Annotated in this window: 22 protein-coding genes; 7 read left to right on the top strand and 15 right to left on the bottom strand. The window is 66.7% G+C overall.

All coding sequences use genetic code 11. The annotated features are described in order from the left end of the window. The first annotated feature begins 25 nt into the window (after positions 1–25). The 4 genes from mftR to AWC08_RS22485 all read left to right on the top strand — a co-directional run bounded on the left by mftR (position 26) and on the right by AWC08_RS22485 (position 3,510). The gene (gene mftR, locus AWC08_RS22500) at positions 26–619 is read left to right on the top strand and encodes a mycofactocin system transcriptional regulator (protein ID WP_142283738.1); all 594 of its coding nucleotides are present in this window, start codon (positions 26–28) and stop codon (positions 617–619) included. Beyond that, positions 616–1,665 (top strand): DUF2332 domain-containing protein, encoded by a 1,050-nt coding sequence (locus tag AWC08_RS22495; protein ID WP_069433017.1) that lies wholly within the window; start codon positions 616–618, stop codon positions 1,663–1,665. Before mftR ends, AWC08_RS22495 begins: the two co-directional genes overlap by 4 nt. 64 nt (positions 1,666–1,729) lie before the next feature. Next, entirely contained in the window at positions 1,730–2,257 is a 528-nt protein-coding gene (locus AWC08_RS22490) for an RNA polymerase sigma factor (RefSeq protein WP_065137405.1), read from the top strand. Continuing rightward, entirely contained in the window at positions 2,254–3,510 is a 1,257-nt protein-coding gene (locus AWC08_RS22485) for a VOC family protein (RefSeq protein WP_069433016.1), read from the top strand. The genes AWC08_RS22490 and AWC08_RS22485 overlap by 4 nt, the downstream gene beginning before the upstream one ends. Here the strand turns inward: AWC08_RS22485 and AWC08_RS22480 are convergent. The 8 genes from AWC08_RS22480 to AWC08_RS22445 all read right to left on the bottom strand — a co-directional run bounded on the left by AWC08_RS22480 (position 3,507) and on the right by AWC08_RS22445 (position 12,128). Continuing rightward, complete coding sequence (locus AWC08_RS22480; RefSeq protein WP_232007765.1) at positions 3,507–4,688, bottom strand: NAD(P)/FAD-dependent oxidoreductase; 1,182 nt, start codon at positions 4,686–4,688, stop codon at positions 3,507–3,509. The two genes, AWC08_RS22485 and AWC08_RS22480, sit on opposite strands and share 4 nt — an antisense overlap. Before the next feature lie 25 nt (positions 4,689–4,713). Next, positions 4,714–5,532, bottom strand: a complete 819-nt coding sequence (locus AWC08_RS22475) for a mycofactocin-coupled SDR family oxidoreductase (protein WP_082986788.1) — start codon at positions 5,530–5,532, stop codon at positions 4,714–4,716. A 158-nt stretch (positions 5,533–5,690) separates the two neighbouring features. After that, complete coding sequence (locus tag AWC08_RS22470; protein ID WP_065137418.1) at positions 5,691–6,494, bottom strand: SHOCT domain-containing protein; 804 nt, start codon at positions 6,492–6,494, stop codon at positions 5,691–5,693. Positions 6,495–6,657: 163 nt separating this feature from the next. Beyond that, complete coding sequence (gene tuf, locus AWC08_RS22465; protein ID WP_055578873.1) at positions 6,658–7,848, bottom strand: elongation factor Tu; 1,191 nt, start codon at positions 7,846–7,848, stop codon at positions 6,658–6,660. Between the two features lie 215 nt (positions 7,849–8,063). Next, positions 8,064–10,169, bottom strand: coding sequence for an elongation factor G (gene fusA / locus AWC08_RS22460; protein WP_065133603.1), 2,106 nt, complete (start codon positions 10,167–10,169; stop codon positions 8,064–8,066). 99 nt (positions 10,170–10,268) lie between these two features. Beyond that, entirely contained in the window at positions 10,269–10,739 is a 471-nt protein-coding gene (rpsG, locus tag AWC08_RS22455) for a 30S ribosomal protein S7 (protein ID WP_065046088.1), read from the bottom strand. Next, on the bottom strand, positions 10,739–11,113 hold the full coding sequence (gene rpsL, locus AWC08_RS22450; RefSeq protein ID WP_055578870.1) for a 30S ribosomal protein S12: 375 nt from the start codon (positions 11,111–11,113) through the stop codon (positions 10,739–10,741). Before rpsL ends, rpsG begins: the two co-directional genes overlap by 1 nt. Positions 11,114–11,483: 370 nt before the next feature. After that, positions 11,484–12,128, bottom strand: coding sequence for a TetR/AcrR family transcriptional regulator (locus AWC08_RS22445; protein ID WP_065133604.1), 645 nt, complete (start codon positions 12,126–12,128; stop codon positions 11,484–11,486). A 237-nt stretch (positions 12,129–12,365) separates the two neighbouring features. On the opposite strand from AWC08_RS22445, the gene AWC08_RS22440 reads away from it, so the two are divergent. Together AWC08_RS22440 and AWC08_RS22435 are read left to right on the top strand one after the other, a co-directional pair. Then, positions 12,366–12,737, top strand: a complete 372-nt coding sequence (locus AWC08_RS22440) for a DUF3060 domain-containing protein (RefSeq protein ID WP_069433015.1) — start codon at positions 12,366–12,368, stop codon at positions 12,735–12,737. A gap of 46 nt (positions 12,738–12,783) precedes the next feature. Then, the gene (locus tag AWC08_RS22435) at positions 12,784–13,281 is read left to right on the top strand and encodes a DUF3060 domain-containing protein (RefSeq protein WP_065136078.1); all 498 of its coding nucleotides are present in this window, start codon (positions 12,784–12,786) and stop codon (positions 13,279–13,281) included. Here the strand turns inward: AWC08_RS22435 and AWC08_RS22430 are convergent. The 5 genes from AWC08_RS22430 to AWC08_RS22410 form a co-directional block, all read right to left on the bottom strand. After that, positions 13,278–14,045 (bottom strand): crotonase/enoyl-CoA hydratase family protein, encoded by a 768-nt coding sequence (locus AWC08_RS22430; protein WP_065136079.1) that lies wholly within the window; start codon positions 14,043–14,045, stop codon positions 13,278–13,280. The genes AWC08_RS22435 and AWC08_RS22430 overlap by 4 nt on opposite strands. Then, positions 14,042–14,764 carry a PaaX family transcriptional regulator C-terminal domain-containing protein gene (locus tag AWC08_RS22425; protein WP_142283728.1) on the bottom strand — a complete coding sequence of 241 codons (723 nt, stop codon included), beginning with the start codon at positions 14,762–14,764 and terminating at the stop codon, positions 14,042–14,044. The genes AWC08_RS22430 and AWC08_RS22425 overlap by 4 nt, the downstream gene beginning before the upstream one ends. Positions 14,765–14,768: 4 nt before the next feature. Then, entirely contained in the window at positions 14,769–15,707 is a 939-nt protein-coding gene (locus tag AWC08_RS22420; RefSeq protein ID WP_065137636.1) for a crotonase/enoyl-CoA hydratase family protein, read from the bottom strand. Next, a complete protein-coding gene (locus tag AWC08_RS22415) occupies positions 15,704–17,332 on the bottom strand; it encodes an acyl-CoA dehydrogenase family protein (protein WP_065137635.1) in 1,629 nt (542 codons plus the stop codon). The genes AWC08_RS22420 and AWC08_RS22415 overlap by 4 nt, the downstream gene beginning before the upstream one ends. 92 nt (positions 17,333–17,424) lie before the next feature. Next, on the bottom strand, positions 17,425–18,177 hold the full coding sequence (locus AWC08_RS22410) for a deoxyribonuclease IV (RefSeq protein ID WP_069433014.1): 753 nt from the start codon (positions 18,175–18,177) through the stop codon (positions 17,425–17,427). 54 nt (positions 18,178–18,231) lie between these two features. On the opposite strand from AWC08_RS22410, the gene AWC08_RS22405 reads away from it, so the two are divergent. Further along, the gene (locus tag AWC08_RS22405; RefSeq protein ID WP_264076315.1) at positions 18,232–20,184 is read left to right on the top strand and encodes a neutral ceramidase; all 1,953 of its coding nucleotides are present in this window, start codon (positions 18,232–18,234) and stop codon (positions 20,182–20,184) included. Here the strand turns inward: AWC08_RS22405 and AWC08_RS22400 are convergent. Both AWC08_RS22400 and AWC08_RS22395 read right to left on the bottom strand, forming a co-directional pair. Next, complete coding sequence (locus AWC08_RS22400; RefSeq protein ID WP_065137632.1) at positions 20,181–21,107, bottom strand: hypothetical protein; 927 nt, start codon at positions 21,105–21,107, stop codon at positions 20,181–20,183. The two genes, AWC08_RS22405 and AWC08_RS22400, sit on opposite strands and share 4 nt — an antisense overlap. 166 nt (positions 21,108–21,273) lie before the next feature. Next, complete coding sequence (locus tag AWC08_RS22395) at positions 21,274–25,224, bottom strand: DNA-directed RNA polymerase subunit beta' (protein WP_065137631.1); 3,951 nt, start codon at positions 25,222–25,224, stop codon at positions 21,274–21,276. Positions 25,225–25,265: the final 41 nt, after the last annotated feature.

Below are 25,265 nucleotides of genomic sequence, written 5' to 3'. Positions count from 1 at the left end.
TGCCGAAATGGAAGGGCGGGTTCTGATGCTGCCGGAGTCGCGGGTGGGCAGGCGCCGCTCGACGACGCCACTGCACATCACCGACGTCGCGATCGACCTGTTCGCCGCCCGCGGCTTCGCCGAAGTCAGCGTCGACGACGTCGCCCAGGCTGCCGGGATCGCGCGCCGAACATTGTTTCGCTACTACGCCTCCAAGAACGCGATCCCGTGGGGCGACTTCGATGCCTACCTCGAACAATTGCAGGAACTGCTGGACGGCGTCGATCCACAGGTGCCACTGCGCGAGGCGCTGCGCGGGGCGCTGCTGGCGTTCAACACCTTCGACGAATGCGAGTCGGTGCGGCACCGCCAGCGTATGCGGGTAATTCTGGAAACGGCTGAGCTGCAAGCCTATTCGATGACGATGTATGCCGGATGGCGGGACGTGATCGCCGGCTTCGTGGCCCGCAGGTCGGGCAGCAAGACGACCGACCTGATGCCGCAGACCGTCGCCTGGACGATGCTCGGGGTCGCGCTGAGCGCCTACGAGCACTGGCTGCGTGACGAATCGGTATCGCTGCCCGCGGCGCTGGGAAACGCGTTCGACGTCGTCGGTGCGGGCCTGGACTCACTGGAGTGAGCGACATCGCGCACCTCCTGCATACGCTGCGGTCACAGGGACGGTTCTGCGCGCGATCCGGCTCGGCGATGTACGGCGAACTTCTCGACCTGGTGGCCGATGATGTCGAGTCCGGCGGAGTGTTCCGGACGATTCTCGCCGGCCGGGAGGACGCACCAGCCGGCCAGGCGGTGCCGCTGCGGTTGCTCGGCGGACTGCACCGGATGGTGCTCGACGGGCGGGCGCCAGCCTTGCGCCGCTGGTACCCCAGTGCGGGTGGCAGCTGGGATGCTCAGCGCGCCTGGCCCGAGATCCTGCTCCTCGCCGGCGAACAGTCCGAGGCGCTGCGGGCGACGCTGGGCCAGCCCCCGCAGACCAACGAGGTGGGTCGCTCCGCCGCGCTGGTCGGTGGCTTGCTGCAGTTCCACGGCGAATTCCGGTTGCCGATCCGGCTTTTCGAGATCGGTACCAGCGCGGGTCTCAACCTGCGCGCCGACCGGTACCACTACCGGTACGCCGGCAATCAGTGGGGCCCGGCGGATTCGCCGGTGGTGATCGACGACGCGTGGCATGGCCAGCTGCCCCCGGGCGGCCCCCTGCAGATCATCGAGCGCAGCGGATACGACATCGCGCCTATCGACGTGACCGAGCCCGACGGCGAGCTGACCGTGCTCAGCTACGTGTGGCCCGACCAGCACGCCCGGTTGAGTCGGGTACGCGGTGCCATCGCAGTGGCCCGCGAGGTGCCGGCGTCGCTGGAGCGCCGGACGGCCGCGGACGCGGTCACCGGGCTCACCCTCGCCGAGGGCGCCCTGACCGTACTGTGGCATTCGATCACCTGGCAGTACCTGTCCGCCGACGAGCGAGCGGCGGTGCGCGCGGGCATCGACGGGCTGGCCGCAGCGGCGGATGCGCGAAAACCGCTGGCACACCTGACTCTCGAGCCGGCGCGCGAGGGACCGGAGGGCAGATTGACCTTCTTGGTGCGGGCAACGAAGTGGCCTGGCGGCGAGGAGCGGGTGCTGGCGGAATGCCATGCCCACGGCGCACCGGTGCACTGGCAGTGACGGCGGTGGGAAATTTTCTCGATCACCCCGTCGGAAATCGAGTCGCCGCGACGACATCAAGAGTGTGAGCGCCCAATCGCACCGCCAGCGCGACGCCGCGAGCGCGCTGCTGGCGCTGTACGACGAAGCGCTGCCGGTGGTCTACGGCTACTTCGTACGCCGCTGCGGTGACCGGGGAACCGCGGAGGACCTGACGTCGGAGACGTTTCTGGCCGGGCTGCAAACGGCGCGGGCTGCCGCACGCGAAGGTGACCCGCCACCGATCGCCATGCCCTGGCTGATGGGGGTGGCCCGGCACAAGCTGGCTGACCATTACCGGCGACGGCACGAGCCGGTGCCGGTGGCCGAACCGCCCGAACCGGTCGACCCGCCCGACGAGTGGGACGCCGAATTGGACCGGTTGGTCGCCGAGAGCGTGCTGGAGAGGCTGAGCGACTCACACCGCGCGGTGCTCGTCCTGAGGTATATGGACGGCTGCAGTGTCGGTGAATGCGCCGCACTGCTCGGGCGGACCGTGCACGCCACCGAGGCACTGCTGGTTCGCGCCAAAAAGGCGTTCCGCAAAGAGTATCCGGAAGGGAGCACGTCATGAGTAAGCGAGATCCGCTCTACGTGCTGCACACCGAAGACCTTCCGGTGCAACCCGATCCGGGCTTCGCCGCGCGGTTGCGCCGGCGGCTGGAGTCCGCGTTGTCACTACCCGAAGGAGTGGTCATGAGTGATACATCCGCCGTCTTGAAGGAAACCATTTACGAACCGCCCGCTGAGGCGGTCCCCCGCCCGGCCGCAGTCCCTTATCTGACCGTGCGGGACGCGCCCGACGCAATCCACTGGTACGCCACGGCATTCGGCGCAGTGGTGATCGGCGAGCCAATTGAGATGCCGGACGGACGAATTGGACACGTCGAGCTCGAAATCGGTGGCGGTGTGCTCTACCTGGCCGACGAATACCCCGAGCTTGGACTGCAGGGCCCCCAACCGGGGTCCGTGTCGGTGAGCCTGATGCTGCATGTTGCGGACACCGACGCCGCGTTGCGGCAGGCACGTGCACACGGCGCCAGCGTGCAGCGCGAGATCTACGAGGGCCACGGCGCGCGCAACGCCACGATCGTCGACCCGTTCGGCCACCGCTGGATGCTGAGCGGACCCACCGGTCCCCGCATCCAGCAGGGCGATCTCGGCTTCATCGCACTGCGGGTTCCCGACGCCGAGCGGGCCGCCGCGTTCTACGGACACGTGCTGGGCTGGACCGTCGACGCCAAGTCGCACCGGGTGACCAACACCGAACTGCCCACCGACATCCACGCCGCCGCCGAGCCCGGCCTGTTCTGCGGTTATGCCGTCACCGACCTGGCGGCCGCGCGCGCCGCAATCAACGCCGCCGGCGGCTCCGTGGGCGAAACCCGTCGGACCGAGCACGGCGTCACTCTGGACGCCACCGACCCACAGGGCGCGCCGATCGCGGTATTCGAATCGGCAGCCGACCGGAAACGACCGCAGCTCAACGGATCCGGGCCAGGTGAGCTGGCCTACATGACCTACAACGTGCCGGGGTCGGCCGGTTTCCGCGACTTCTACGCACGGGTGCTGGGCTGGACGTTCGAGCCCGGCCGCGTCGCCGATGGCTGGCAGGTGCGCGACACTCACCCGATGGCGGGTGTGGCGGGCGGGAGCCCGCGTCGCGTCGCGGTGCCGATGTGGGCCGTCGAGGACATCGACGCCGCGGTGGCCCGGGTGCGCGAGGCCGGCGGCACCGTGCTGGAGGAGCCGTCACGTCAGCCGTACGGCCTGTCCGCCGAATGCACCGACAACCAGGGCTTGCGGTTCTACCTGGGTCAGTTTTAAGCGCTGGCGTCCAGCATTTCCGAAATAGGCACGGCGGCAGCGACTTTGGCCCGTACCTTCATCACCTTGCCGGGTAACCCGCCACCCACCACGCCGACCAGCGCGCCGTCGCGTTCGTAGTACGCCAGGAACTTGCGGCCGTCGTCCTCGACGATGTGCACGGTGTCGGTGGCTTCCGGCTCACCCAGGCACTGGATCTTCACGTCGTACTGGTCGCTCCAGAAATACGGGACGACGACCGTCGACGGCACCTCGCGGCCCAGCATCGCGGGCACCACCACCCGGGTCTGGTCGGCCACGTTGCTCCAATGCTCTACGCGCACCTGATGTCCGGTGGCATCGCGCCAGGACGCGACATCACCTAGCGCCCAGACGTGCGGGGCACTGGCGCGGCCCGCCTCGTCGCAGACGACACCATTGTCGACGGTGATTCCGCTGCCCTCGAGCCAGTCGGTGGCCGGGTGCGAGCCGATACCGACCACCACCAGGTCGGCGGGGACTTCGGTACCGTCAGTGAGCACCACGGAGTCGACATGGCCTTGGCCGCGGACCTCGGCCACCCCGATGCCGGTGCGGACGTCCACGCCCTCGTCGCGGTGCAGGCGGGTGACCAGCGCGCCGATCTGCTCGCCGAGCACCGACGCCAGCGGTGTCGGCTGCGGCTCCACCAGCACCACGTCCACCCCGAGACCGCGCAGGCTGGCCGCCACCTCACAGCCGATGAAGCCCGCGCCGACCACCACCGCCTTCTTGGCGGCGGACGCGTGGGTGCGCAACGCCATGCACTCGTCGAAGGACCGCAGCACCCGGATACCGTCCAGGTCGGGCAGACTCGGGATCCTTCGCGGCACCAGACCGGTGGCGATGACGAGTTCGTCGTATCCCAGCGAGGTGCCGTCGGCCAGCGTCACGGTCTGGGCCGAAGTGTCGATGCCGGTGGCCGCCTGGCCCAGCCGCAGGGTGATGTCCTTCTCGTCGTACCACTCCCGCGGCTTGAGGGCCGTGTCGTCGATCTCGCTGCGCAGCACTTCCTTGGACAGCGGAGGGCGGTCGTAAGGCAGGTGCACCTCGTCGCTGACGATGGTGATGGGGCCGGCGTACTCCGCACGGCGCAGCTGCTCGGCCGTCCGGGCGGCGGCCAGCCCGCCGCCGACGATCACGATTCCGTGTGTGCTCACGTGGAGTTCATAGCACGGCAGACAATCAGTACTTCAACGCGCCCTTGTCGACCGGGATCTGGGTGCCCGACAGGGTGCCGGAGCCGTCACCGGCCAACCAGACGACGACGTCGGAAACCTCGTCGGGTGACATAAACCCCTTGTACTGCATCGGCATTGGCGGAAAGGCGTGCACGAACCGCGGATGCTCGGCGAACACCTGCATCATCGCCTCCGGCTCGATCATCGGGGTGTCGACCGAGTACGGGTGGATGGAGTTGACCCGGATCCGGTATTCACCGAGCTCCAGCGCCAAGGTGTTGGTCAGCGCGGTCAGGCCGAACTTGCTGGCGGCGTAGTGGCCGTTGCCCGGCGTCGCCTTCAGGCCGGCCGCGGAGCTGACCACGACGATCGAGCCGCCGTTGCCGGCTTCGATCATCGCCGGGATGGTGGCGCGCAGGGTGCGCCAAGTCCCAGTGAGGTTGACGCCGATGACGGTGTCCCACTGCTCGTCGGTGAGTTCCCAGACCCGGCCCCAACCCAGTACCCCGGCGTTGGCGACCACTATGTCGAGCCGGCCGAACTGTTCGACGCCGTCGGACACCAGCTGCCGCACCGCGGCGTCGTCGCGCACATCGACCTCGCGTGCCAGCACTTTGCGGCCTTCCGCCTCGACCGCGCGGACGGTCTCGGCGAGATCCTCAGCGGTGGCCGGTGGGTAGGTCAACGTCTCCGATACCGGCGCGCAGATGTCCGAAGCGATGATGTCGGCGCCCTCGCGCGCGAGCCGGATCGCATGAGAACGTCCCTGGGCGCGCGCGGCGCCGGTGATGAATGCCACCCGTCCCTGAAGTGATTGCGCCACTGCTCCCCTTTCGCCGCCTGCCAGGCTAGCAGCGAAACTGAAACGTGTTCTAGTTAGGTCGGCTGATCAGCGCTGAGGTGCCGTCGAATGGAACCGCACCGCGAGAATCCGCGCCAGAATTCGCAGCCAGGTTCCGTTCGTGGACAACCGAGGCGGGCTCAGATCTCGGAGATGATCTGGGCGCGCCGGCTGGCGTATTCCTGGTCGTTCACCACGCCGCTGGCGCGCAGCGAGTCCAGCTCTTGCAGCCGGTCGGCGATTGAGGCCTGCGGCGCTTGCGGTTGGGCGGCCTGACCCGCCTGCTGCTGGCCGGCGCGGCGCACCACCGCGTGCAGCTGCTGGCGCAGCGCCGGGTTGGACCGCACATCGACGATGCGGTTGAGCGGGATGTTGTTGGCCTTGAGCAGTTGCAGGATCTCCATCAGCGGACCGGCCTGGCCGCTGAGGTCGTAGGTGCGGTTGTCTTCCTCGACGGTGAACTGAGCCGGCACCAGCCCGTTGACCAATGCGCTTCGCTCCCAGTCGATTCGGTATTCGTTCGTGGTGGGGTCGACCAGGACGACGAGCTTGCGGGCCGTCAGGTTGCCCAGCCGGGTGACGCTCGCGATCACCCGGTCCTCACTGTCGAACGGCGAGATGCCGGGTCCGGAGACGTGCAGATGCACCTTGACCACCGGCTGCTCGTTGATCCGGGTACCCGTCTCGGTCAGACCGGTGATCTGAGCCAGCGCAAGCACGCCGGTCGCCTCGAGCGCCTCGTTCTTGGCGGCGTTGTTGACGCTCCAGTACGTCAGCGCGATCGCCACCAACACGTCCGCAACCGTGATGAGCAGGCCGACGTAGAACATCCAGGACAGCAGCTGCCCGAAACCGAGCGTGAAGTAGACGACGAGAAAGATCGGTCCGACCAGGCCGCCGCACAACAGCACCAGCAGCTGCATTTTGATGTACCGCGCGAGCATGTGCATTCCCCTCATTCAGCTCGGGTCAGGTGCCCGAAAGTTGATGTCAGAGTAGCGCCCGCGCGGCTCTCTACCGATCACAAGTTAGCGTGCCGAGCAGACGCAAAGGCCCCCGAAAACCGAGGTTTTCGGGGGCCTTGACGTCTGCTCGCGCAGTTACCAGCTACTTGATGATCTTGGTGACCCGCCCGGCGCCGACGGTGCGGCCACCTTCACGGATCGCGAACCGCAGACCGTCGTCCATGGCGACGGGCTGGATCAGCTTCACCGAGATGTTGGTGTTGTCACCGGGCATCACCATTTCGGTGCCCTCCGGCAGCGTCACCACACCGGTCACGTCGGTGGTGCGGAAGTAGAACTGCGGACGGTAGTTGTTGAAGAACGGCGTGTGCCGGCCGCCCTCGTCCTTGGACAGGATGTAGACCTGACCCTCGAACTCGGTGTGCGGAGTGGTGGTGCCGGGCTTGATGACGACCTGGCCGCGCTCGACGTCCTCACGCTTGACACCACGCAGCAGCAGACCGACGTTGTCACCGGCCTGACCCTGGTCGAGCAGCTTGCGGAACATCTCGACACCGGTGACCGTGGTCTTGGTGCTGGTCGGCTTGATGCCGACGATCTCAACTTCCTCGTTCACGTTCACCACGCCGCGCTCCACACGGCCGGTGACGACGGTGCCACGACCGGTGATGGTGAAGACGTCCTCGACGGGCATCAGGAACGGCTTGTCGGTGTCGCGGACCGGGTCCGGAATCGACTCGTCGACCGCGTCCATCAAGTCCTCTACCGACTTCACCCAGGTGGCGTCGCCCTCGAGCGCCTTCAGCGCCGAGACCCGGACCACCGGAGCTTCCTCGTCGAAGTCCTGGGCGGCCAGCAACTCGCGGACCTCCAGCTCGACGAGCTCGAGCAGCTCCTCGTCGTCGACCGCGTCGGACTTGTTCAGCGCCACCAGGATGTAGGGCACGCCCACCTGACGGGCGAGCAGCACGTGCTCACGGGTCTGCGGCATCGGGCCATCGGTGGCGGCGACCACCAGGATCGCGCCGTCCATCTGGGCGGCACCGGTGATCATGTTCTTGATGTAGTCGGCGTGGCCGGGGGCGTCGACGTGCGCGTAGTGACGCTTCTCGGTCTGGTACTCCACGTGCGCGATGTTGATCGTGATACCGCGCTGACGCTCCTCAGGCGCGTTGTCGATCTGGTCGAACGCCTTGGACTCGTTCAGGTCCGGGTACTTGTCGTGCAGGACCTTGGTGATAGCCGCGGTCAGAGTGGTCTTGCCGTGGTCAACGTGACCGATGGTCCCGATGTTGACGTGCGGCTTGGTCCGCTGGAACTTCGCCTTCGCCACTTTGTTGTCCTCCTGGACTGTTGGTGCTTAAAAAAGCAGTGTTGATTTTTCTTGGTTTTGCCGCGGTGCTAACCGCGTCAGCTTACTCGTCGCGGTTTCCGCTTATTCACCAGTCGCCATCGCTACAGCCATTGCTCGGCTCCGCGCTCGTGAGTCTGTATCAATTGCTCGGCTCCTCACTCGTGAGCTGCGCTCACTCGCCGTCGCCTCGCGACTCACTCGCCCGTCGCCTTCGCGATGATCTCCTTCGACACGTTCGCCGGAACTTCGGCGTAGGAGTCGAACACCATGGAGTAGTTCGCCCGGCCTTGCGTCTTGGACCGCAGGTCGCCGACGTAGCCGAACATCTCCGACAGCGGCACGTGCGCCTTGACGACACGCGCCCCTGCCCGCTCCTCCATGGCCTGGATCTGGCCACGGCGGGAGTTCAGGTCGCCGATCACGTCGCCCATGTAGTCCTCGGGCGTGGTGACCTCGACGGCCATGATCGGTTCCAGGATCACCGGCTGGGCTTGTGCCGCAGCCTTTTTCAGCACCTGCGAACCGGCGATCTTGAACGCCATCTCCGAGGAGTCGACCTCGTGGAAGGCGCCGTCGAGCAGGGTGACCTTCAGGTTCACCAACGGGTAGCCGGCCAGCACGCCGTACTGCATGGCGTCTTGGGCACCGGCGTCCACCGACGGGATGTACTCGCGCGGGATCCGGCCACCGGTGACCTTGCTCTCGAACTCGTAGGTTGCCCCGTCTTCGCTGGTGAACGGCTCGATACTGATCAGCACCTTCGCGAACTGGCCGGAACCGCCGGTCTGCTTCTTGTGCGTGAACTCAACCTTGTCCACCGTCCGCTTGATGGTCTCCTTGTAGGCGACCTGCGGCTTGCCGACGTTGGCTTCGACCTTGAACTCGCGGCGCATGCGGTCCACCAGGATGTCCAGGTGCAACTCGCCCATGCCGCCGATCACGGTCTGGCCGGTCTCCGCGTCCTGGTGGACCTTGAAGGTCGGGTCCTCCTCGGCGAGCTTCTGGATCGACAGGCTCAGCTTCTCCTGGTCGCTCTTGGTCTTGGGCTCGATGGCCACCTCGATGACCGGGTCCGGGAACGTCATGGACTCGAGCACGATCTGGTTGTTCGGGTCGGCCAGCGTGTCACCGGTGGTGGTGTCTTTCAGGCCGATCACCGCGTAGATGTGACCCGCTGACGCGGTCTCCACCGGGTTCTCCTTGTTGGAGTGCATCTGGAACAGCTTGCCCAGACGCTCCTTCTTGCCCTTGGTGGCGTTGATGACCTGGCTGCCTGAGTCGACCTTGCCCGAGTACACCCGGACGTAGGTGAGCTTGCCGAAGAACGGGTGCGTCGCGACCTTGAAAGCCAGCGCCGAGAACGGCTCGTCGGTCGACGGCTTGCGGACGATCTCCTCGTCCTCCTTGCCGGGCGGGTGGCCGATGGCCGGCGGCACGTCCAACGGCGAGGGAAGGTAGTCGATGACGGCGTCCAGCATGGGCTGCACGCCCTTGTTCTTGAACGCGCTGCCGCACAGCACCGGGTACGCCTCGGAGGTGGTGGTCAGCTTGCGGATCGCGCCCTTGATCTCGGCGACGGTGAGCTCTTCTCCACCGAGGTACTTCTCCAGCAGCTCCTCGTCGGTTTCGGCGACGGCCTCGAGCAGCTTGGTGCGATACTCCTGGGCCTTGTCGGCCAGCTCTGCCGGGATCTCAATGGTGTCGTAGGTCTCGCCCAGCTTCGTTTCGCCCCGCCACACCTTGGCCTTCATCTCGACCAGGTCGACGACGCCCTCGAAGTCGCCTTCGGAGCCGACCGGCAGCTGGATCGGAATGACGTTGGCGCCCAGGCGCTCCTCCATGGTTCGCACGGAGAAGTAGAAGTCGGCGCCGATCTTGTCCATCTTGTTGACGAAACAGATACGCGGCACGTCGTACTTGTCGGCCTGACGCCAGACCTGCTCGGACTGGGGCTCGACGCCCTCCTTGCCGTCGAATACCGCGACGGCACCGTCCAGGACACGCAGCGAACGCTCCACCTCGACGGTGAAGTCGACGTGGCCGGGCGTGTCGATGATGTTGATCTGGTTGTCGTTCCAGAAGCAGGTGGTCGCCGCGGAGGTGATGGTGATACCACGCTCCTGCTCCTGCTCCATCCAGTCCATGGTGGCTGCGCCGTCGTGAACTTCACCGATCTTGTAGCTGATGCCGGTGTAGTAGAGGATGCGCTCGGTCGTTGTGGTCTTGCCGGCGTCGATGTGCGCCATGATGCCGATGTTGCGGACCTTCGTCAGGTCGGTCAGCACGTCCTTCTGTGCCACAGAAGTCTTCCCACTCTTTCGTTGCTCAGTTAGCTATCGGATGCGCCAGCGCTCATCCTGATGTCGCCGCCGTGGCGGCTCCGGCGCTGGCACACTGCTCTACCAGCGATAGTGCGCGAAGGCGCGGTTGGCCTCGGCCATCTTGTGGGTGTCCTCACGCCGCTTGACGGCAGCCCCGAGGCCATTGCTGGCATCCATGATTTCGTTGGCCAGACGCTCGACCATCGTCTTCTCCCGGCGCTGCCGAGAGAAACTGACCAGCCAGCGCAGCGCCAGCGTCGTCGACCGGTCCGGACGCACCTCGACGGGCACCTGGTAGGTGGCACCACCGACGCGGCGGCTACGCACCTCCAGTGCGGGCTTGACGTTGTCGAGAGCACGCTTGAGGGTGATGACGGGGTCGGTGCCGGTCTTGTCCCGGGCCTGTTCGAGCGCACCATAGACAATGCGCTCAGCGAGCGATTTCTTCCCCTGCAGCAGAACTTTGTTCACCAACTGGGTGACCAACTGCGACCCGTAGACCGGGTCGTTGACCAGCGGACGCTTGGGCGCGGGTCCCTTGCGCGGCATCAGCTCTTCTCCTTCTTCGCGCCGTAGCGACTGCGAGCCTGCTTGCGGTTCTTGACACCCTGGGTGTCGAGCGAACCGCGGATGATCTTGTAGCGCACACCGGGCAGGTCCTTCACCCGGCCGCCACGCACCAGCACCATCGAGTGCTCCTGCAGATTGTGGCCCTCACCGGGGATGTAAGCGGTGACCTCAACCTGACTCGTCAGCTTCACACGGGCAACCTTCCGAAGAGCCGAGTTCGGCTTCTTCGGAGTGGTGGTGTACACGCGGGTGCACACGCCACGGCGCTGCGGGCTGCCCTTCAGGGCCGCGGTCTTGACCTTGGCGACCTTGTCCCGGCGGCCCTTGCGGACCAGCTGATTAATGGTTGGCATCTACCGGCTTTCTGTGTTGCTGTTCTTGTGGTGCTTCTCGAGTGCGCTGTTCAAAAGTTCCTGTACTGCAGTTATGCCCCTCCGCGGAATAACGTTCTCACCCCGCGGCCGGGCGTGTCGCATGCGCTCGCCCGGAATACGTCATCCGTTGCATCGTGGACACGCGAATTGGCCCGGCATTTACGCCCGCTACTTCAGGCGCCGTTAGCCGCCAGGCACGAGGTCCCACAATACCCGGCCGGAGTCTGGCAGGTCAAAAGCGGTGGCATGACCGGTCCGAGGGCCGCGCACGCCCCTGGACACGGGCGACCATGAAACTGGTTTCAGGTCACGTACCAGCGTGAAACCAGCTTCACGCTCGACGCCCGGGCTAGGGTCTCTCGGCGGGCTGCATGGTGCGCCGGTCCATGCCGGCAGCCAACCGCAGCACCATATCGGTGAACACCGCATCGGTGTCGATCTCGTCCATCACGCCGGTCATCTCCAGCAGCACGAACCCGTGCATCGCCGACCAGAACTCCAGGGCCGCGTAGAAGGCCTCCTCACCCTGCAGGCCGTAGGAGGACAGCACCGCGATGACGGGTGCGGCCGCACCCCTGGTGACCGCCGTGTATTCCGGGTCGTCGCCGCCCAGGGGCATCCGGGTGAACGCGGAGTACCGACCCGGGTGATGGTGTGCGTAGCTGCGGTAGGCGCCGGCCATGACCAGGACGGCGTCGTCGCGGGCCCGGCCTTCCCCGACCCGGTTCAGCATCGTGATGATGTCGTCGATGACCCGGATGCGTACCGCGCGGCGCAGATCCTCGAGGCTGTCCACGTGGTTGTAGAGCGACGGTCCCTTGGTCCCGAGTTGGGTCGCCAGGGCGTTGATCGTCAGGGAATCCCAGCCCTCTCGGTCCAGGAACGTCAGGGCGCCGTCGACGATGCCCTCGCGGCTCAGCTTCGCTTGACGGGCTCCGGACTTGCCTCCGCGCGCACGGCCACCGCCCGACGGTGGGTCCGGCTGAGCTGCCATGGCGATTCACCCTTCGATTGGCCGGCCCTGCGCGCCTGGCCCGCGTGACGTGAGAGCTAACTAATGACTCTAGTTGACCCGCACCCGGTCGCCGGGGGCGGCGCTCCGGGCGCGCTGACGGGCGTGGCGTCTTTGGCAGGAAATGCACGACAGGGCTGTCGTCGCGGAGTTGAATGCACGTAATCTCAATCGAGGTCTGATCGAGCAGACCACCCACCCAACGAAGGGGGGCCCGCAGTGAAATGGACAACCGCCGTGGGAACGCTGGCTGTCTGCGCAGCGACCGTCGTTGCCGTACCCGCCGCGCCGGCTGCGCACGCCAAGAACGGCGACACCCACATCACCGGGCAGGGCGTCGAGACAACGATCGACTGCGGCGATGCCACGCTCTTCGTCAACGGGACCAACAACATCGTCACCGCCAAGGGGAGCTGCTGGGCGGTCACCATGATGGGCACGGGCAACACGGTCATCGCCGACACGGTCGTCAACGACATCACGGTGTACGGCTATGACGGGACCGTGCACTTCAAGAACGGCGATCCCGTCATCTGGGATCGCGGCCGCGAACTGGGGATGGTCAACCGGATCCAGCGAGTCGGGCCCTGAGCCGGCACGTGTGACAGTTTCCATAATCGGGAGGAATCGAGAAACCATGCGTATCAACGGAACTGCCGACACCTTCCGAGTGGCTGGACTGGCCCTGTCAGCCGCGGCCGTCGCCGCCGCCGTCGGGCTGGCCGGCTGCAGCTCGACGGCCGGGCCGCCGGGGGGCAGCACTTCGTCTTCGACCAAGTCGACCACCACCACCAGCAGCGGTGGCGCGGAGACGACCAGCAGCACCGGCGCCCTGCCGACCGGGAGCACTTCGGTCCAGGTGGGCGACACCGTCGTCTATGCGTCTATGGGGCAGACCGCCACCATTGCCTGCGAGGCCGGGAAGTCGCTTAACGTGACCGGGTCGGACAACACGCTGACCGTCAACGGCAACTGCGAGACGGTGAGCGTCGGCGGCACCAAGAACAAGATCACCATCGACAAGGTCAACAAGCGCATCACGGTGCTGGGGATGGACAACACCATCACCTATAAAGACGGCGACCCCGAGATCAACGAGATCGGCCCCAACAACACCGTCACCAAGGGCGGCTAACTGGCGGGGGCGCCGTGCCGGCCGGCGCCGCCGGCGAAGCGCCCCGCGCCCTCCAGCGCCTCGGCGGCCACCCGGGAGATACTGGCGAATTCGAGGTCCATCGCCGCGGACTCCGGCAGGCCCCACTGGTGCAGCGCCGACAGACGGTCCGATCGCAGACACTGCTGTGGCAGCGCGGCAAGTTCGGCCGCTAGTTCCTGGGCGGCTTGTCGCCCTTCGCCTTTGGGCACGACGCGGTTGGCCAGGCCGATCGCCAGCGCCTCATCGGCTTTGACGCCGCGTCCGGTGAGGATCATGTCCATCGCGCGGCTGTGCCCGATCAGGCGCGGCAGCCGCACCGTTCCGCCGTCGATGAGCGGCACTCCCCAGCGTCGGCAGAACACCCCGAACACGGCATCCTCTTCGGCCACCCGCAGATCGCACCACAACGCGAGCTCCAGGCCGCCGGCCACCGCATAACCGTCGACCGCGGCGATCACCGGTTTGGACAGCATCATGCGCGACGGTCCCATCGGGCCCGGGCCGGTGCGGTGTACGGAGTTGGCCTGCGGTGTGCCGAAGGCCTTCAAATCGGCTCCCGCGCAGAATGTTCCGCCCTCGCCGCAGAGCACGGCAACCGACGCGGTGTCGTCGCGGTCGAACGTTTCGAACGCGGTATACAGCGCGGCGGCCGTCGGGCCGTTGACCGCATTGCGCGCCTCGGGCCGGTTGATGCAGACCGTGGTCACCGGGCCGTCGCGCTCCACCCGCACCAAATTGCTCATGTCGCCTCCTGAAGTTGGGTCGTATCACGCAGGTCCGCCAGTTCGGTGGCGAAGTCGTGGTAGGCCGCCCGCAGCTGCGCACCCGGCCAGTCCGTGGGCAGCAGTTCGGCGGGCAAAATGGGATCGCTGTTGAGGTGGCGCACCATGGCCGCCGCCGCGACGAAGCGCCCGGGCATGTCCGTCGCCCGGCCGAGCTCTTGCAGCAACCGGTGCCCGACACCGGCCCACTCCGTCAGATCCCACAGTTGTCCGGCCAGCGCCACCGGGGCGTCGTCACGTGCCCGCAATACCCGTACCCGGGCCGCGACGTCGGGCGCCAACTCCAGGTCAAGGTTGTCCGGGCGCATCCAGACGCCTTCGCGCAGTTCGGCGAACCGCTTCTCGTGCATGGTGTTTCGCAAGGCGGCGCGGGTCCGCGGGTCAGTGCCCACACTGGTTACGACGACGACGTGCCAGTGCCCGCGCCAGGCCCGGGTGCGCGGTCGCATCGCCTCGTCCTGCCGGCGCTGGCGGGCCAGCAAGCGGTCGGAGAGCCGATAGCCGTCGGCCGACCGGATCAGATCACCGGCACTGACCATGCGGGTCAGCGCCACCCGTAGCGTTGTCTCCCTGATACCGAAATCCGTTGTCAGCCTTATCAAGTCACTAGCGGTGGCCCACGCCGGGTGCGCACCCAGCAACACGCTGAGCACCACTGACCGGGCGGTCATCTTGCGCACGGCGCTACACCTGGGACGCTTTCCGGCCGTAGTCACCGAACGGTTCGTCGCGGTGTTTGACCGCGTCGCGGAAGCCGTGTTCGACCGCGTCGGCGACGAATGCGTGCCCCTCGGGCGTGTGCCGGGCCACTCCGTCGAACACCGTGCTGACCATGCGACTGGTGGCGACGCCCTGTTGCAGCAGCGGGGCGTTGAGCGCGAGCTTGATCATGATCAACTGGTTGACCGGCAGCGCGGCGATCCGGGCCACCAACCGCTCGGTGCGTTCGTCCAGATCGGCCGGGTCGGGCGCCTCGACCGCCAGGCCCCACTCGGCGGCCTGCGCGCCGGTGATGCAGTCACCGGTGAACAGCAGCCGTTTGGCCCGCTGGTCACCCAGGCGGTGCGCCCACAGACCCGCGGCCGGAACACCCCATACGCGGGTCGGCGGGTAGCCGATCTTCGCGTCGGAGGCGGCGATCACCTGATCGGCGTGCAGCGCGATGTCGGTGCCGCCGGCCACGCAGTAGCCGTGGATCTTGACCACCGTCGGCTTGTCGGCGTGCATCAGGCTGGAGAAGCCGCGCACGAACCGGCTCATCATCTGGTAGTCGATCATCGGGTCCCACGGCTGGTTTGGCAGGTGGTTGACCGCCTGTGTCTTCCCGTCCAGCACGGTGCCGTGATATCCGCCCTCCTGGCCCGCCGAGCCGGTGCGGTCGGCGTAGGCGGACAGATCGAAGCCTGCGCAGAACCCCTCGCCGCGCCCGGAGACCAGGATGACGTGCACGTTGGGGTCGAGGTCGGCCCGTTCCACCAGCGCCGAGAGTTCCAGTGGGGTGTCGGCGACGATCGCGTTGCCCTTTTCGGGCCGGTTGAAGGTGATGCGCGCAACCCGGTCGGTGACCTCGTAGGTCATCGTTTTCAGGTTGTCGAAGTCGACCGGCCTGATCGAGTGGGTCATCCCTTGACCAACGCGCGCTCGATGATCGGCGCCAGATCCAGACCGCTCGGCAGGGTGCCGAACGCCCCGCCCCACTGCCCGCCCAGCCGGCTGGCCAGGAACGCTTCGGCGACCGCCGGATGGCCGTGCCGCACCAGCAGTGACCCTTGCAAGGCCAGGCAGATGTCCTCGGCGACCTTGCGGGCCCGGTATTGGATGGTGTCCAGGTCGGCGAGCTGCTCGCGCAACCGCTCGACATGAGCGTCCTGCCGGGCGTCCTGGCCGGCGGTCTGGGCCAGTTCGTCGAACAACACCTCGACGGACTCGGGCCGGGTTGCCATGGCGCGCAACGTATCGAGCGCGCTGACGTTGCCCGAGCCCTCCCAGATACCCATCAACGGGGCCTCCCGATAGAGCCGCGGCATACCGGAGTCTTCGACGTAGCCGTTGCCGCCCAGGCATTCCAGGGCCTCTGCCGCATGTGGAGTGGAGCGCTTGCACACCCAGTATTTGCTGGCCGCCAGGCCGATGCGGCGGAACAGCCCCTCGCGCTCGTCACCCCGGACCGCCTGGTCGGTGGCGCCGGCCATCCGCATGGCCACCATGGTGGCCGCCTCGGCCTCCACCGCGAGGTCGGCCAGCACATTGCGCATCAAGGGTTGGTCAATCAGGTAGGCGCCGAACGCCTTTCGATGTTGCGCGTGATAGGTGGCGCGAGTCAGCCCGGTGCGCATGCTGGTGGCGCTGCCCAGCGTGCAGTCCAGGCGCGTCAGGTTGACCATTTCGATGATGGTCGGGACGCCGCGGCCCTCCTCGCCGACCAGCCACGCGGTGGCGTCGTCGTATTCCACCTCGCTGGACGCGTTGGCGTGGTTGCCGAGCTTGTCTTTGAGCCGCTGCAGGAACATCCGGTTGCGGGTGCCGTCGGGCAGGATGCGCGGCAGCATGAAGCAGGACAGACCGCCCGGCGCCTGGGCGAGCACCAGGAAGATGTCGCACATCGGGGCGGAGGTGAACCACTTGTGGCCGCGCAGGCTATAGGTGCCGTCCGCGTTGGGGGTTGCCTGGGTGGTGCCGGCGCGGACGTCGGAACCGCCCTGTTTCTCGGTCATCGACATGCCGGCGGTGATGCCGGCTTTAGTGACGGCGAGCTTGAGTTCCGGGTCGTATTCGCGGCTGGTGAGCAGCGGCTCGTATACGGCGGCCAGTTCCGGATTGAAACGCAGCGCCGGCACCACGGCATAGGTCATCGAGATCGGGCAGATGTGGCCCGCCTCGACCGTCCAGACCGATGTCTTGGCGGCGCGCACCACGTGCGCACCCGGCCGTTCGTCCGCCCAGGGCGCGGCGTGCAGGCCGTGCGCGATCGCGGTGCGCATCAGTTCGTGGTAGGCGGGGTCGTACTCCACCTCGTCGACGCGGTGCCCGACCCGGTCATGGGTGTGCAGCACCGGCCGGTTGCGGTCGGCCAGCTCGCCCCAGCGTTGCGCCTCGCGACTGCCCGAGAGCGCCCCGAGCTCGGTCACCTCGTCCAGCCCCCACTGCCCACCCTCGCGGATCAGGGCCTCGACGAGAACGGGAGAGGAAGCCGGGTTGTGATTTTCCAGCGGGGGGACCTGGTTGGTCACGACATGCGTATCGGGCATGAGGCCAATGTTACATTTCTCCGACAACTGCACAAGACGTGTAATGGACCGGTCCGCGTCGCCGTCGTTGGGCCCGCCTTCCCTTCAGATCGTCAAGCGATGTTGTCGCGCAGAAAGGCGATGTCGTCCTTGCGTCCCTCGTCGGCGGTCTCGCAGATGACTGGGGCGCCCGCGGCCTTGACGACCGCGACGAGCAACTGGGGGTCGATCTGGCCGGTGCCGAAGTTGGCGTGCCGGTCGGCCCCCGAGCCGGCCGCGTCCCTGGAGTCGTTGCAGTGCACCAGGTCGATGCGGCCGGTCAGCGCCTTGATGCGGTCGACCGCGTCGATCAGCGCCTCACCGGCCGCCCATGCGTGACAGGTGTCCAGACAGAAGCCAATTCCCTTGTCGCCGATGTGATCCCACAACCTGCCGATGGTGTCGAAGTACCGGGCCATCGCATGGTCGCCGCCCGCGGTGTTCTCCAGATAGATCTGCACGTCGGTTTCCAGGTAGTCCAGCGCCTTGACCCAGCGTTCGAAACCGGCCTCCATGTCGTTGTCGTCCGCATGACCGCCGTGCACGATCACCGCCGTCGCGTTGATCGCCGCCGCCGCGTCGCAGGTGTCCTGCAGGATCTTGCGGGACGGAATCCGGATTCGATTGTTGGCCGACGCGACGTTGATCAGATACGGGGCGTGCACATACAGCGGCACGCTGGACGTTTTCAGCGTCTCGGCGTCCTCGCGCGGCTGGGGTTTCTTCCAACTCTGCGGATTGCCGAGGAAGAACTGCACCGCGTCGGCGCCGTCTGCCTCGGCTGCGGCAAGTGGGTCGTCCTGGCGGACATGCGAACCGATGAGCACTCGCCCAGTCTAGTAAGGCCGCCACCGGGGGGGTCGAAGCATAAGGTGTTGAGCGTGACGGACGAGGCAACGCTTGCGGCGGGACTTTCGGCGGGGCTTTCGGTTGGGAGAGGCATCTCAGATATCACCGGCGAGGCCGCCGAATGCGGCATGCTCGGCTACGGCAAGACTGGACAACGGACCGCGGGGATTCACCTTCGCCTGCGGTCGCGGGCTTTCGTCTTCGCGGAACCTGGGGGCGCCCGCGTACTGCTGGTGGTCGCCGAACTGCCGCTGCCGATGCAGAACGTCACCGACGAGGTACTGCGCCGGCTGGCGGTGTCGTACGGCACCACCTATACCGCGCAGAACACGTTGATCACCACGACGCACACCCACTCCGGGCCCGGCGGCTACTGCGGACACCTGCTGTACAACCTGTCGACCAGCGGGTTCCGGCCGGCCACATTTGCGGCCATCGTGGACGGCATCGTCGAATCGGTGCGCCACGCGCACGACGATCTGGCGCCCGCGCGGGTGGCCCTGTCGCACGGCCAATTGCACGGGGCCAGCGTCAACCGTTCCCCCACCGCATTCGACCGCAACCCGGCATCGGACCGGGAGCAGTTCCCTGACCGCATTGACCCGCACACGACGCTGGTGCAGATCGATCGCGGCGAAAAGACAGTGGGCACAATTCATTTCTTCGCCACCCACGGCACCAGCATGACCAACCGCAACCTGCTCATCTCCGGAGACAACAAGGGCTTCGCCGCCTATCACTGGGAGCGCACCCGTTGCGGCGCCGACTACCTCGCCGGTCAACCCGACTTCATCGCCGCCTTCGCCCAGACCAATCCGGGCGATATGAGCCCGCACGTCGGCGGTCCCATCGCATACGGCCCGGCCCGGGAAGACGAGGAACTGGAGAACACCCGCCAAGTCGGAATGTCCCAATTCGAGGACGCTTTCGCGCAACTGGACAACGGGACGCCTATCGGCGCCGGTGTCGACTTTCGGCTCACCTACGTCGATCTGGGTGCCGTCGAGGTCGGCGGGCAGTACACCCCCGACGGCCAACCGCGCCGCACCGGGCGGCCGATGATCGCCGCGGCGATGTTCGCGGGGACCGACGAGGGCGAGGGCTTCCCGGGTTTCCACCAGGGACAAGGTCGAAACCCGTTCTGGGACAACGTCTCCCGTGGCATCTACCGACTGGGCCGCAAGATACGCGCGGCGCAGCAGCCCAAGGGGATGGTGATCCCGGTCCGGCTGGTGAACCGGCTGCAGCCCTTCATCCAGGAGGTCGTCCCCGTCCAGTTGCTGCGAATCGGGCGTCTCTATCTGATCGGCATCCCCGGCGAGCCGACGATCGTCTCCGGTCTTCGACTACGTCGCACGGTGGCCTCGATCGTCGGCGCCGACCTCGACGACGTGCTCTGTGTGGGATACAGCAACGCCTACATCCACTACGTGACCACGCCCGAGGAATATCTCGAGCAGCGGTACGAGGGTGGCAGCACCCTGTTCGGCAGATGGGAGTTGCCGGCGCTGATGCAGACCGTCGCCGGACTCGCGGAGGCCATGCGCGACGGCCGCCCGATGACTCCCGCACCCCGGCCCCGGCCTCGCAAGCCCCGCAGCTGGCTGCGCTCCGCGCCCGCCGACACCGGTTCGTTCGGCGCGATCGTCGCCGAACCGGACGCGACCTACCGTCCGGGCGACTCGGTCGAAGCCGTATTCGCCAGCGCGTCTCCCAACAACGACGTCCACCGCAACCGGACCTTTCTGGAAGTGGCCCACCTCGCGGGCACGGACTGGGTGCGGGTAGCCGACGACGGCGACTGGTCGACCACCTTCCGGTGGCAGCGCGACGGGCGCAGCGGCTCACACGTCCGGATCCGCTGGAACATTCCGGCCGATGCGGCGCCGGGGCACTACCGCATCGTGCATCACGGGATGGCCCGCGACACCCACGGCAGGCTGGAGCCGTTCCAGGCCACCACCCACGAGTTCACGGTGCGCTAGGTGGCGCGAGCAGACGCGTAAGCCCCCAAATCCGTTGATATTTGGGGGCTTACGCGTCTGCTCGCCAGGTGGAACTTGAGCCGATCGGCAAGCCCGACGGGGTCATCGCGGACATCGTCGACGGTGACAGGTATCGACAGCCAGCCACATTCCTGCAACCGCGCAGTCTTCTGCCGGTCGTGCATCAGAGCCTCACGGCCCAGATGCCATTGCACGCTGTCGTACTCGGCGAAGACCATCGCCTCCGGCCAGGCGAAGTCGACGCGCCACAGCTTGCCGTACTGGTCGACGATGCTGTACTGCAATTCCGGTTTCGGCACCTGGTTGTCGATGAACACCAGGCGGGTCTCGCTTTCCATCGGCGACTCGGCGCGGCCGTCGGCGTAGCAAATCAGCTCCCGCACCTTGACGATGCCGCGTCGGCCCTTCTGTTCACGGGTCGCCGCATCGAGTTCGCCGGTGCTGCAGGCGCGGATAAGCAGCGCCGCGTCGAGCGTCGCCAGAGCGCGCGGCCGCGGCAACGACCGTGCGACCTCGATGACCGTCCACGCCGGCGCCGTCGCCAGTCGCCCCTCCACCCGTCGTAGCGGTGCACCGACTCGCTGATGCACCATCAGACCCGCCGACGGGCGCATGCGCACACCGGGGTCCAGGACGTGCAGACGCGACGAGCGCTCGGTGTCGAAGCCATACAGGGCCGCGGCGGTACCCATGCAGGCGACGATGGGTTCGCGGGACAGGAGGTCCAGGGCAGCGAGCTGGGTGAGCATATCGGGTTCGCTCAGGCCGTAGACACCGCGGCAGACCCGAATCAAATTGCCCGCCTTGACAAGTACTTCGAGGCGCTTGCGAGTCATGATCGTCAGCAATTGGCGGGTGGTCGCGAGTCCGCCGTTGGCCTGCAGAGCGCTTTCGATGTCCACTCGCCAGATGATGGCGCAGAAAGGGCGAGGGCCTCTGCCGAAATCTGGCGCGGCGGCAGGTCATGTGGACAGGATCGCCAGTGTGGACGGAGCCTGCGGGGGGTGAGCAGACGCAAAAGCCCCCGACACGCCGAGCGTGCGGGGGCTTTTGCGTCTGCTCGCGAGACTACCGGTAGTCGCTGTACCCGTAGTCGTCCAGCGGAACCGCGGCACCGGTCGCCTGACCGAAGTCCGGGCTGTAGTACTGGTCCTCGTACGACGGGATGGTGTACGCGGCGGCCCGGGCCTCCTCGGTCGGCTGCACCTGGATGTTGCGGTAACGGTTGATACCCGTCCCGGCCGGGATCAGCTTTCCGATGATCACGTTCTCCTTCAGACCGTTGAGCTTGTCGCTGCGGCAGTTGATCGCCGCATCGGTCAGCACTCGCGTGGTCTCCTGGAACGACGCCGCACTCAGCCACGAGTCGGTGGCCAGCGACGCCTTCGTGATACCCATCAGCACCGGACGGCCGGCGGCGGGCTCGCCACCCTCGGCCACCACCCGGCGGTTCTCCGCCTCGAACTCCGCACGGTCGATCAGCGAACCGGGCAGGAACTCCGTCGAGCCCGAGTCGATGATGGTGACGCGGCGCAGCATCTGGCGCACGATCACCTCGATGTGCTTGTCGTGGATCGACACACCCTGAGCGCGGTAGACCTCCTGAACCTCGCGGACCAGGTGGATCTGCACCTCACGCGGGCCCTGCACGCGCAGCACCTCGTGCGGGTCGGCCGAGCCTTCCATCAGCTGCTGGCCCACCTCGACGTGGTCGCCGTCGGCGAGCACCCGCTCGGAACCGTCCTCGTGCTTGAACACCCGCAGGCGCTGACGCTTGGACAGCTTGTCGTAGACCACTTCCTCGCCGCCGTCGTCGGGAACGACAGTGATCTTGTAGAAGCGCTCGCCGTCCTCGAGCCGGACACGACCGGTGACGTCGGCGATCGGCGCCTTCCCACGCGGGATCCGCGCCTCGAACAGCTCCTGGACACGCGGCAGACCGCCGGTGATGTCTTCACCCACACCACCCTGGTGGAAGGTACGCATGGTCAGCTGCGTGCCGGGCTCACCGATGGACTGGGCGGCCACGATGCCGACGGCCTCGCCAATGTCGACCAGCTTGCCGGTGGCCATCGACCGTCCGTAGCAGGTGGCGCAGACGCCGGTGCCGGTGGTGCAGGTCAGCACCGAACGCACCTTGATCTGCGTGATCCCCGCGGCCAGCAGGGCCTCGATCGACGGGTCGCCGAGATCCTCGCCGCGCGCGACGATGACATTGCCGGCCTCGTCCACCGCGTCGGCCCCCAAAGTCCGTGCGTACGCCGAGGTTTCGATGTACGGGTCACGGATCAGGGAGCCGTCGGGCTGGCGCTCGGCCAGTTCGACGACGATGCCGCGCTCGGTCTGGCAGTCGTGCTCGCGCACGATCACGTCCTGGCTGACGTCGACCAGACGACGGGTCAGGTAGCCGGAGTCGGCGGTCCGCAGTGCGGTGTCCGCCAAACCCTTTCGAGCGCCGTGGGTGTTGATGAAGTACTCCAGCACGGTCAGGCCCTCGCGGAACGACGACTTGATCGGGCGCGGAATGAACTCACCCTTGGGGTTGGTCACCAGACCCTTCATGCCGGCCAGCGTTCGGGTCTGGGTGAAGTTACCGGTGGCGCCCGACTCCACGATCGTGATGATCGGGTTGTCACTCGGGTAGTGCTCCCGCAGCGCCTGACCCACCTCGTCGGTGGCTTCCTTCCAGATCTCGACCAGGGCCTCGTTGCGTTCGTCGTGGTTCAAAGCGCCACGCTGGAACTGCTTTTCGACCTTCTCCGCACGCTCTTCGTAGGCGTCCAGGATCTCCTTCTTGCGCGGCGGCACCAGCACGTCGGCCATCGACACCGTGACGCCGCTTCGGGTCGCCCAGTAGAAGCCGGCGTCCTTGAGCTTGTCCACGGTCTGCGCGACCACGATCATCGGGTAGCGCTCGGCCAGGTCGTTGATGATCGCCGCCTGCACCTTCTTGTGCATCTGCTTGTTCACGAACGGGTAGCCCAGCGGCAGCAGTTCGTTGAACAGCACCCGGCCCAGGGTGGTCTCGGCCACCCAGGCGTCGCCCGGCTGCCAGCCGTTGGCGCCGAACAGCTCGGCCTCGAGCTCGACCGGCGGACGGAGCTGGGTCAGCCGCACCTTGATCTTGGCCCGGACGGAGAGCACGCCGCGGTCGGCGGCCATGATCGCCTCGGCCGGCGAGGAGTACACGCCGCTCTCCGACTGGTCGGTCGCCGCGGCCACGAACTCACCCTTGTCACCGGCAACCTCGGTGGTCAGGTAGTACAACCCGGTCACCATGTCCAGTCGCGGCATGGCCAGCGGACGGCCGGAGGCGGGCGACAGGATGTTGTTCGACGACAGCATCAGGATTCGCGCCTCGGCCTGAGCCTCCGCGCTCAACGGCAGGTGCACGGCCATCTGGTCACCGTCGAAGTCGGCGTTGAACGCCTCACACACCAACGGGTGCAGCTGAATGGCCTTGCCTTCCACCAGCATCGGCTCGAAGGCCTGAATGCCCAACCGGTGCAGGGTCGGTGCACGGTTCAGCAGCACCGGGTGCTCGGCAATGACTTCCTCGAGCACGTCCCACACCTGCGGACGCTGACGCTCCACCATGCGCTTGGCGCTCTTGATGTTCTGCGCGTGGTTGAGGTCGACCAGCCGCTTCATCACGAACGGCTTGAACAGCTCGAGCGCCATCAGCTTGGGCAGACCGCACTGGTGCAGCTTGAGCTGCGGGCCGACCACGATGACCGAACGGCCCGAGTAGTCGACACGCTTGCCGAGCAGGTTCTGGCGGAACCGGCCCTGCTTGCCCTTGAGCAGGTCGGACAGCGACTTCAGCGGACGGTTGCCCGGTCCGGTGACGGGGCGGCCGCGACGGCCGTTGTCGAACAGCGCGTCGACGGACTCCTGCAGCATCCGCTTCTCGTTGTTGACGATGATCTCGGGCGCGCCGAGGTCGATCAGCCTCTTGAGGCGGTTGTTGCGGTTGATCACGCGGCGGTACAGGTCGTTGAGGTCCGACGTGGCGAACCGGCCGCCGTCAAGCTGCACCATCGGGCGCAGTTCCGGCGGGATGACCGGGACGGCGTCCAGGACCATCCCCATCGGCGAGTTGCCCGACTGCTGGAAAGCGGCGACCACCTTCAGACGCTTGAGAGCGCGAAGCTTCTTCTGGCCCTTGCCACTTCGGATAACCTCACGCAGGTTCTCGGCCTCGGCGTCGATGTCGAAGTTCTCGATCAACTTCTGGATCGACTCCGCGCCCATGGCACCGGTGAAGTACTCGCCATAGCGGTCCTGCAGCTCGCGGTAGAGGTTCTCGTCCACGATCAGCTGCTTGGGGGCCAGCTTGGTGAAGGTGCTCCAGATGTCCTCGAGCCGGTCCAGCTCACGCTGCGCGCGGTCGCGCAGCTGACGCATCTCGCGCTCGCCGCCGTCGCGGACCTTGCGCTTGGCGTCGGCCTTGGCGCCCTCGGCCTCCAGCTCGGCCAGGTCGGCCTCGAGCTTCTGGGCGCGGGCCTCCAGGTCGGCGTCGCGCTGGTCCTCGACGGCCTTGCGCTCCACCACCATTTCCGCTTCCAGCGTCGAGAGCTCGTTGTGGCGCATCTCGTCGTCGACCGCGGTGATCACGTACGCGGCGAAGTAGATGATCTTCTCCAGGTCCTTGGGCGCCAGGTCCAGCAGGTAGCCCAACCGCGACGGGACGCCCTTGAAGTACCAGATGTGGGTGACCGGGGCGGCCAGCTCGATGTGCCCCATCCGCTCACGACGCACCTTCGCGCGAGTGACCTCGACGCCACAGCGCTCACAGATGATGCCCTTGAAGCGCACGCGCTTGTACTTGCCGCAGTAGCACTCCCAGTCGCGAGTCGGTCCGAAGATCTTCTCGCAGAACAGACCGTCCTTCTCGGGCTTGAGGGTGCGGTAGTTGATGGTCTCCGGCTTCTTGACCTCGCCGTAGGACCACTGACGGATGTCCTCCGCGGTCGCCAGGCCGATTCGGAGTTCATCGAAGAAGTTGACGTCTAACACGTAACTCCCTTTCCCCTTGCGGGTTTAGTTACTTCCAAGAA

Origin of the sequence: Mycobacterium gordonae, from assembly GCF_002101675.1 — a bacterium.
In the GTDB taxonomy this organism is placed as follows: Bacteria; Actinomycetota; Actinomycetes; order Mycobacteriales; family Mycobacteriaceae; genus Mycobacterium; species Mycobacterium gordonae.
Note: the sequence above shows the minus strand (reverse complement) of the source record. Positions and strands in the feature narration are given on the sequence as shown.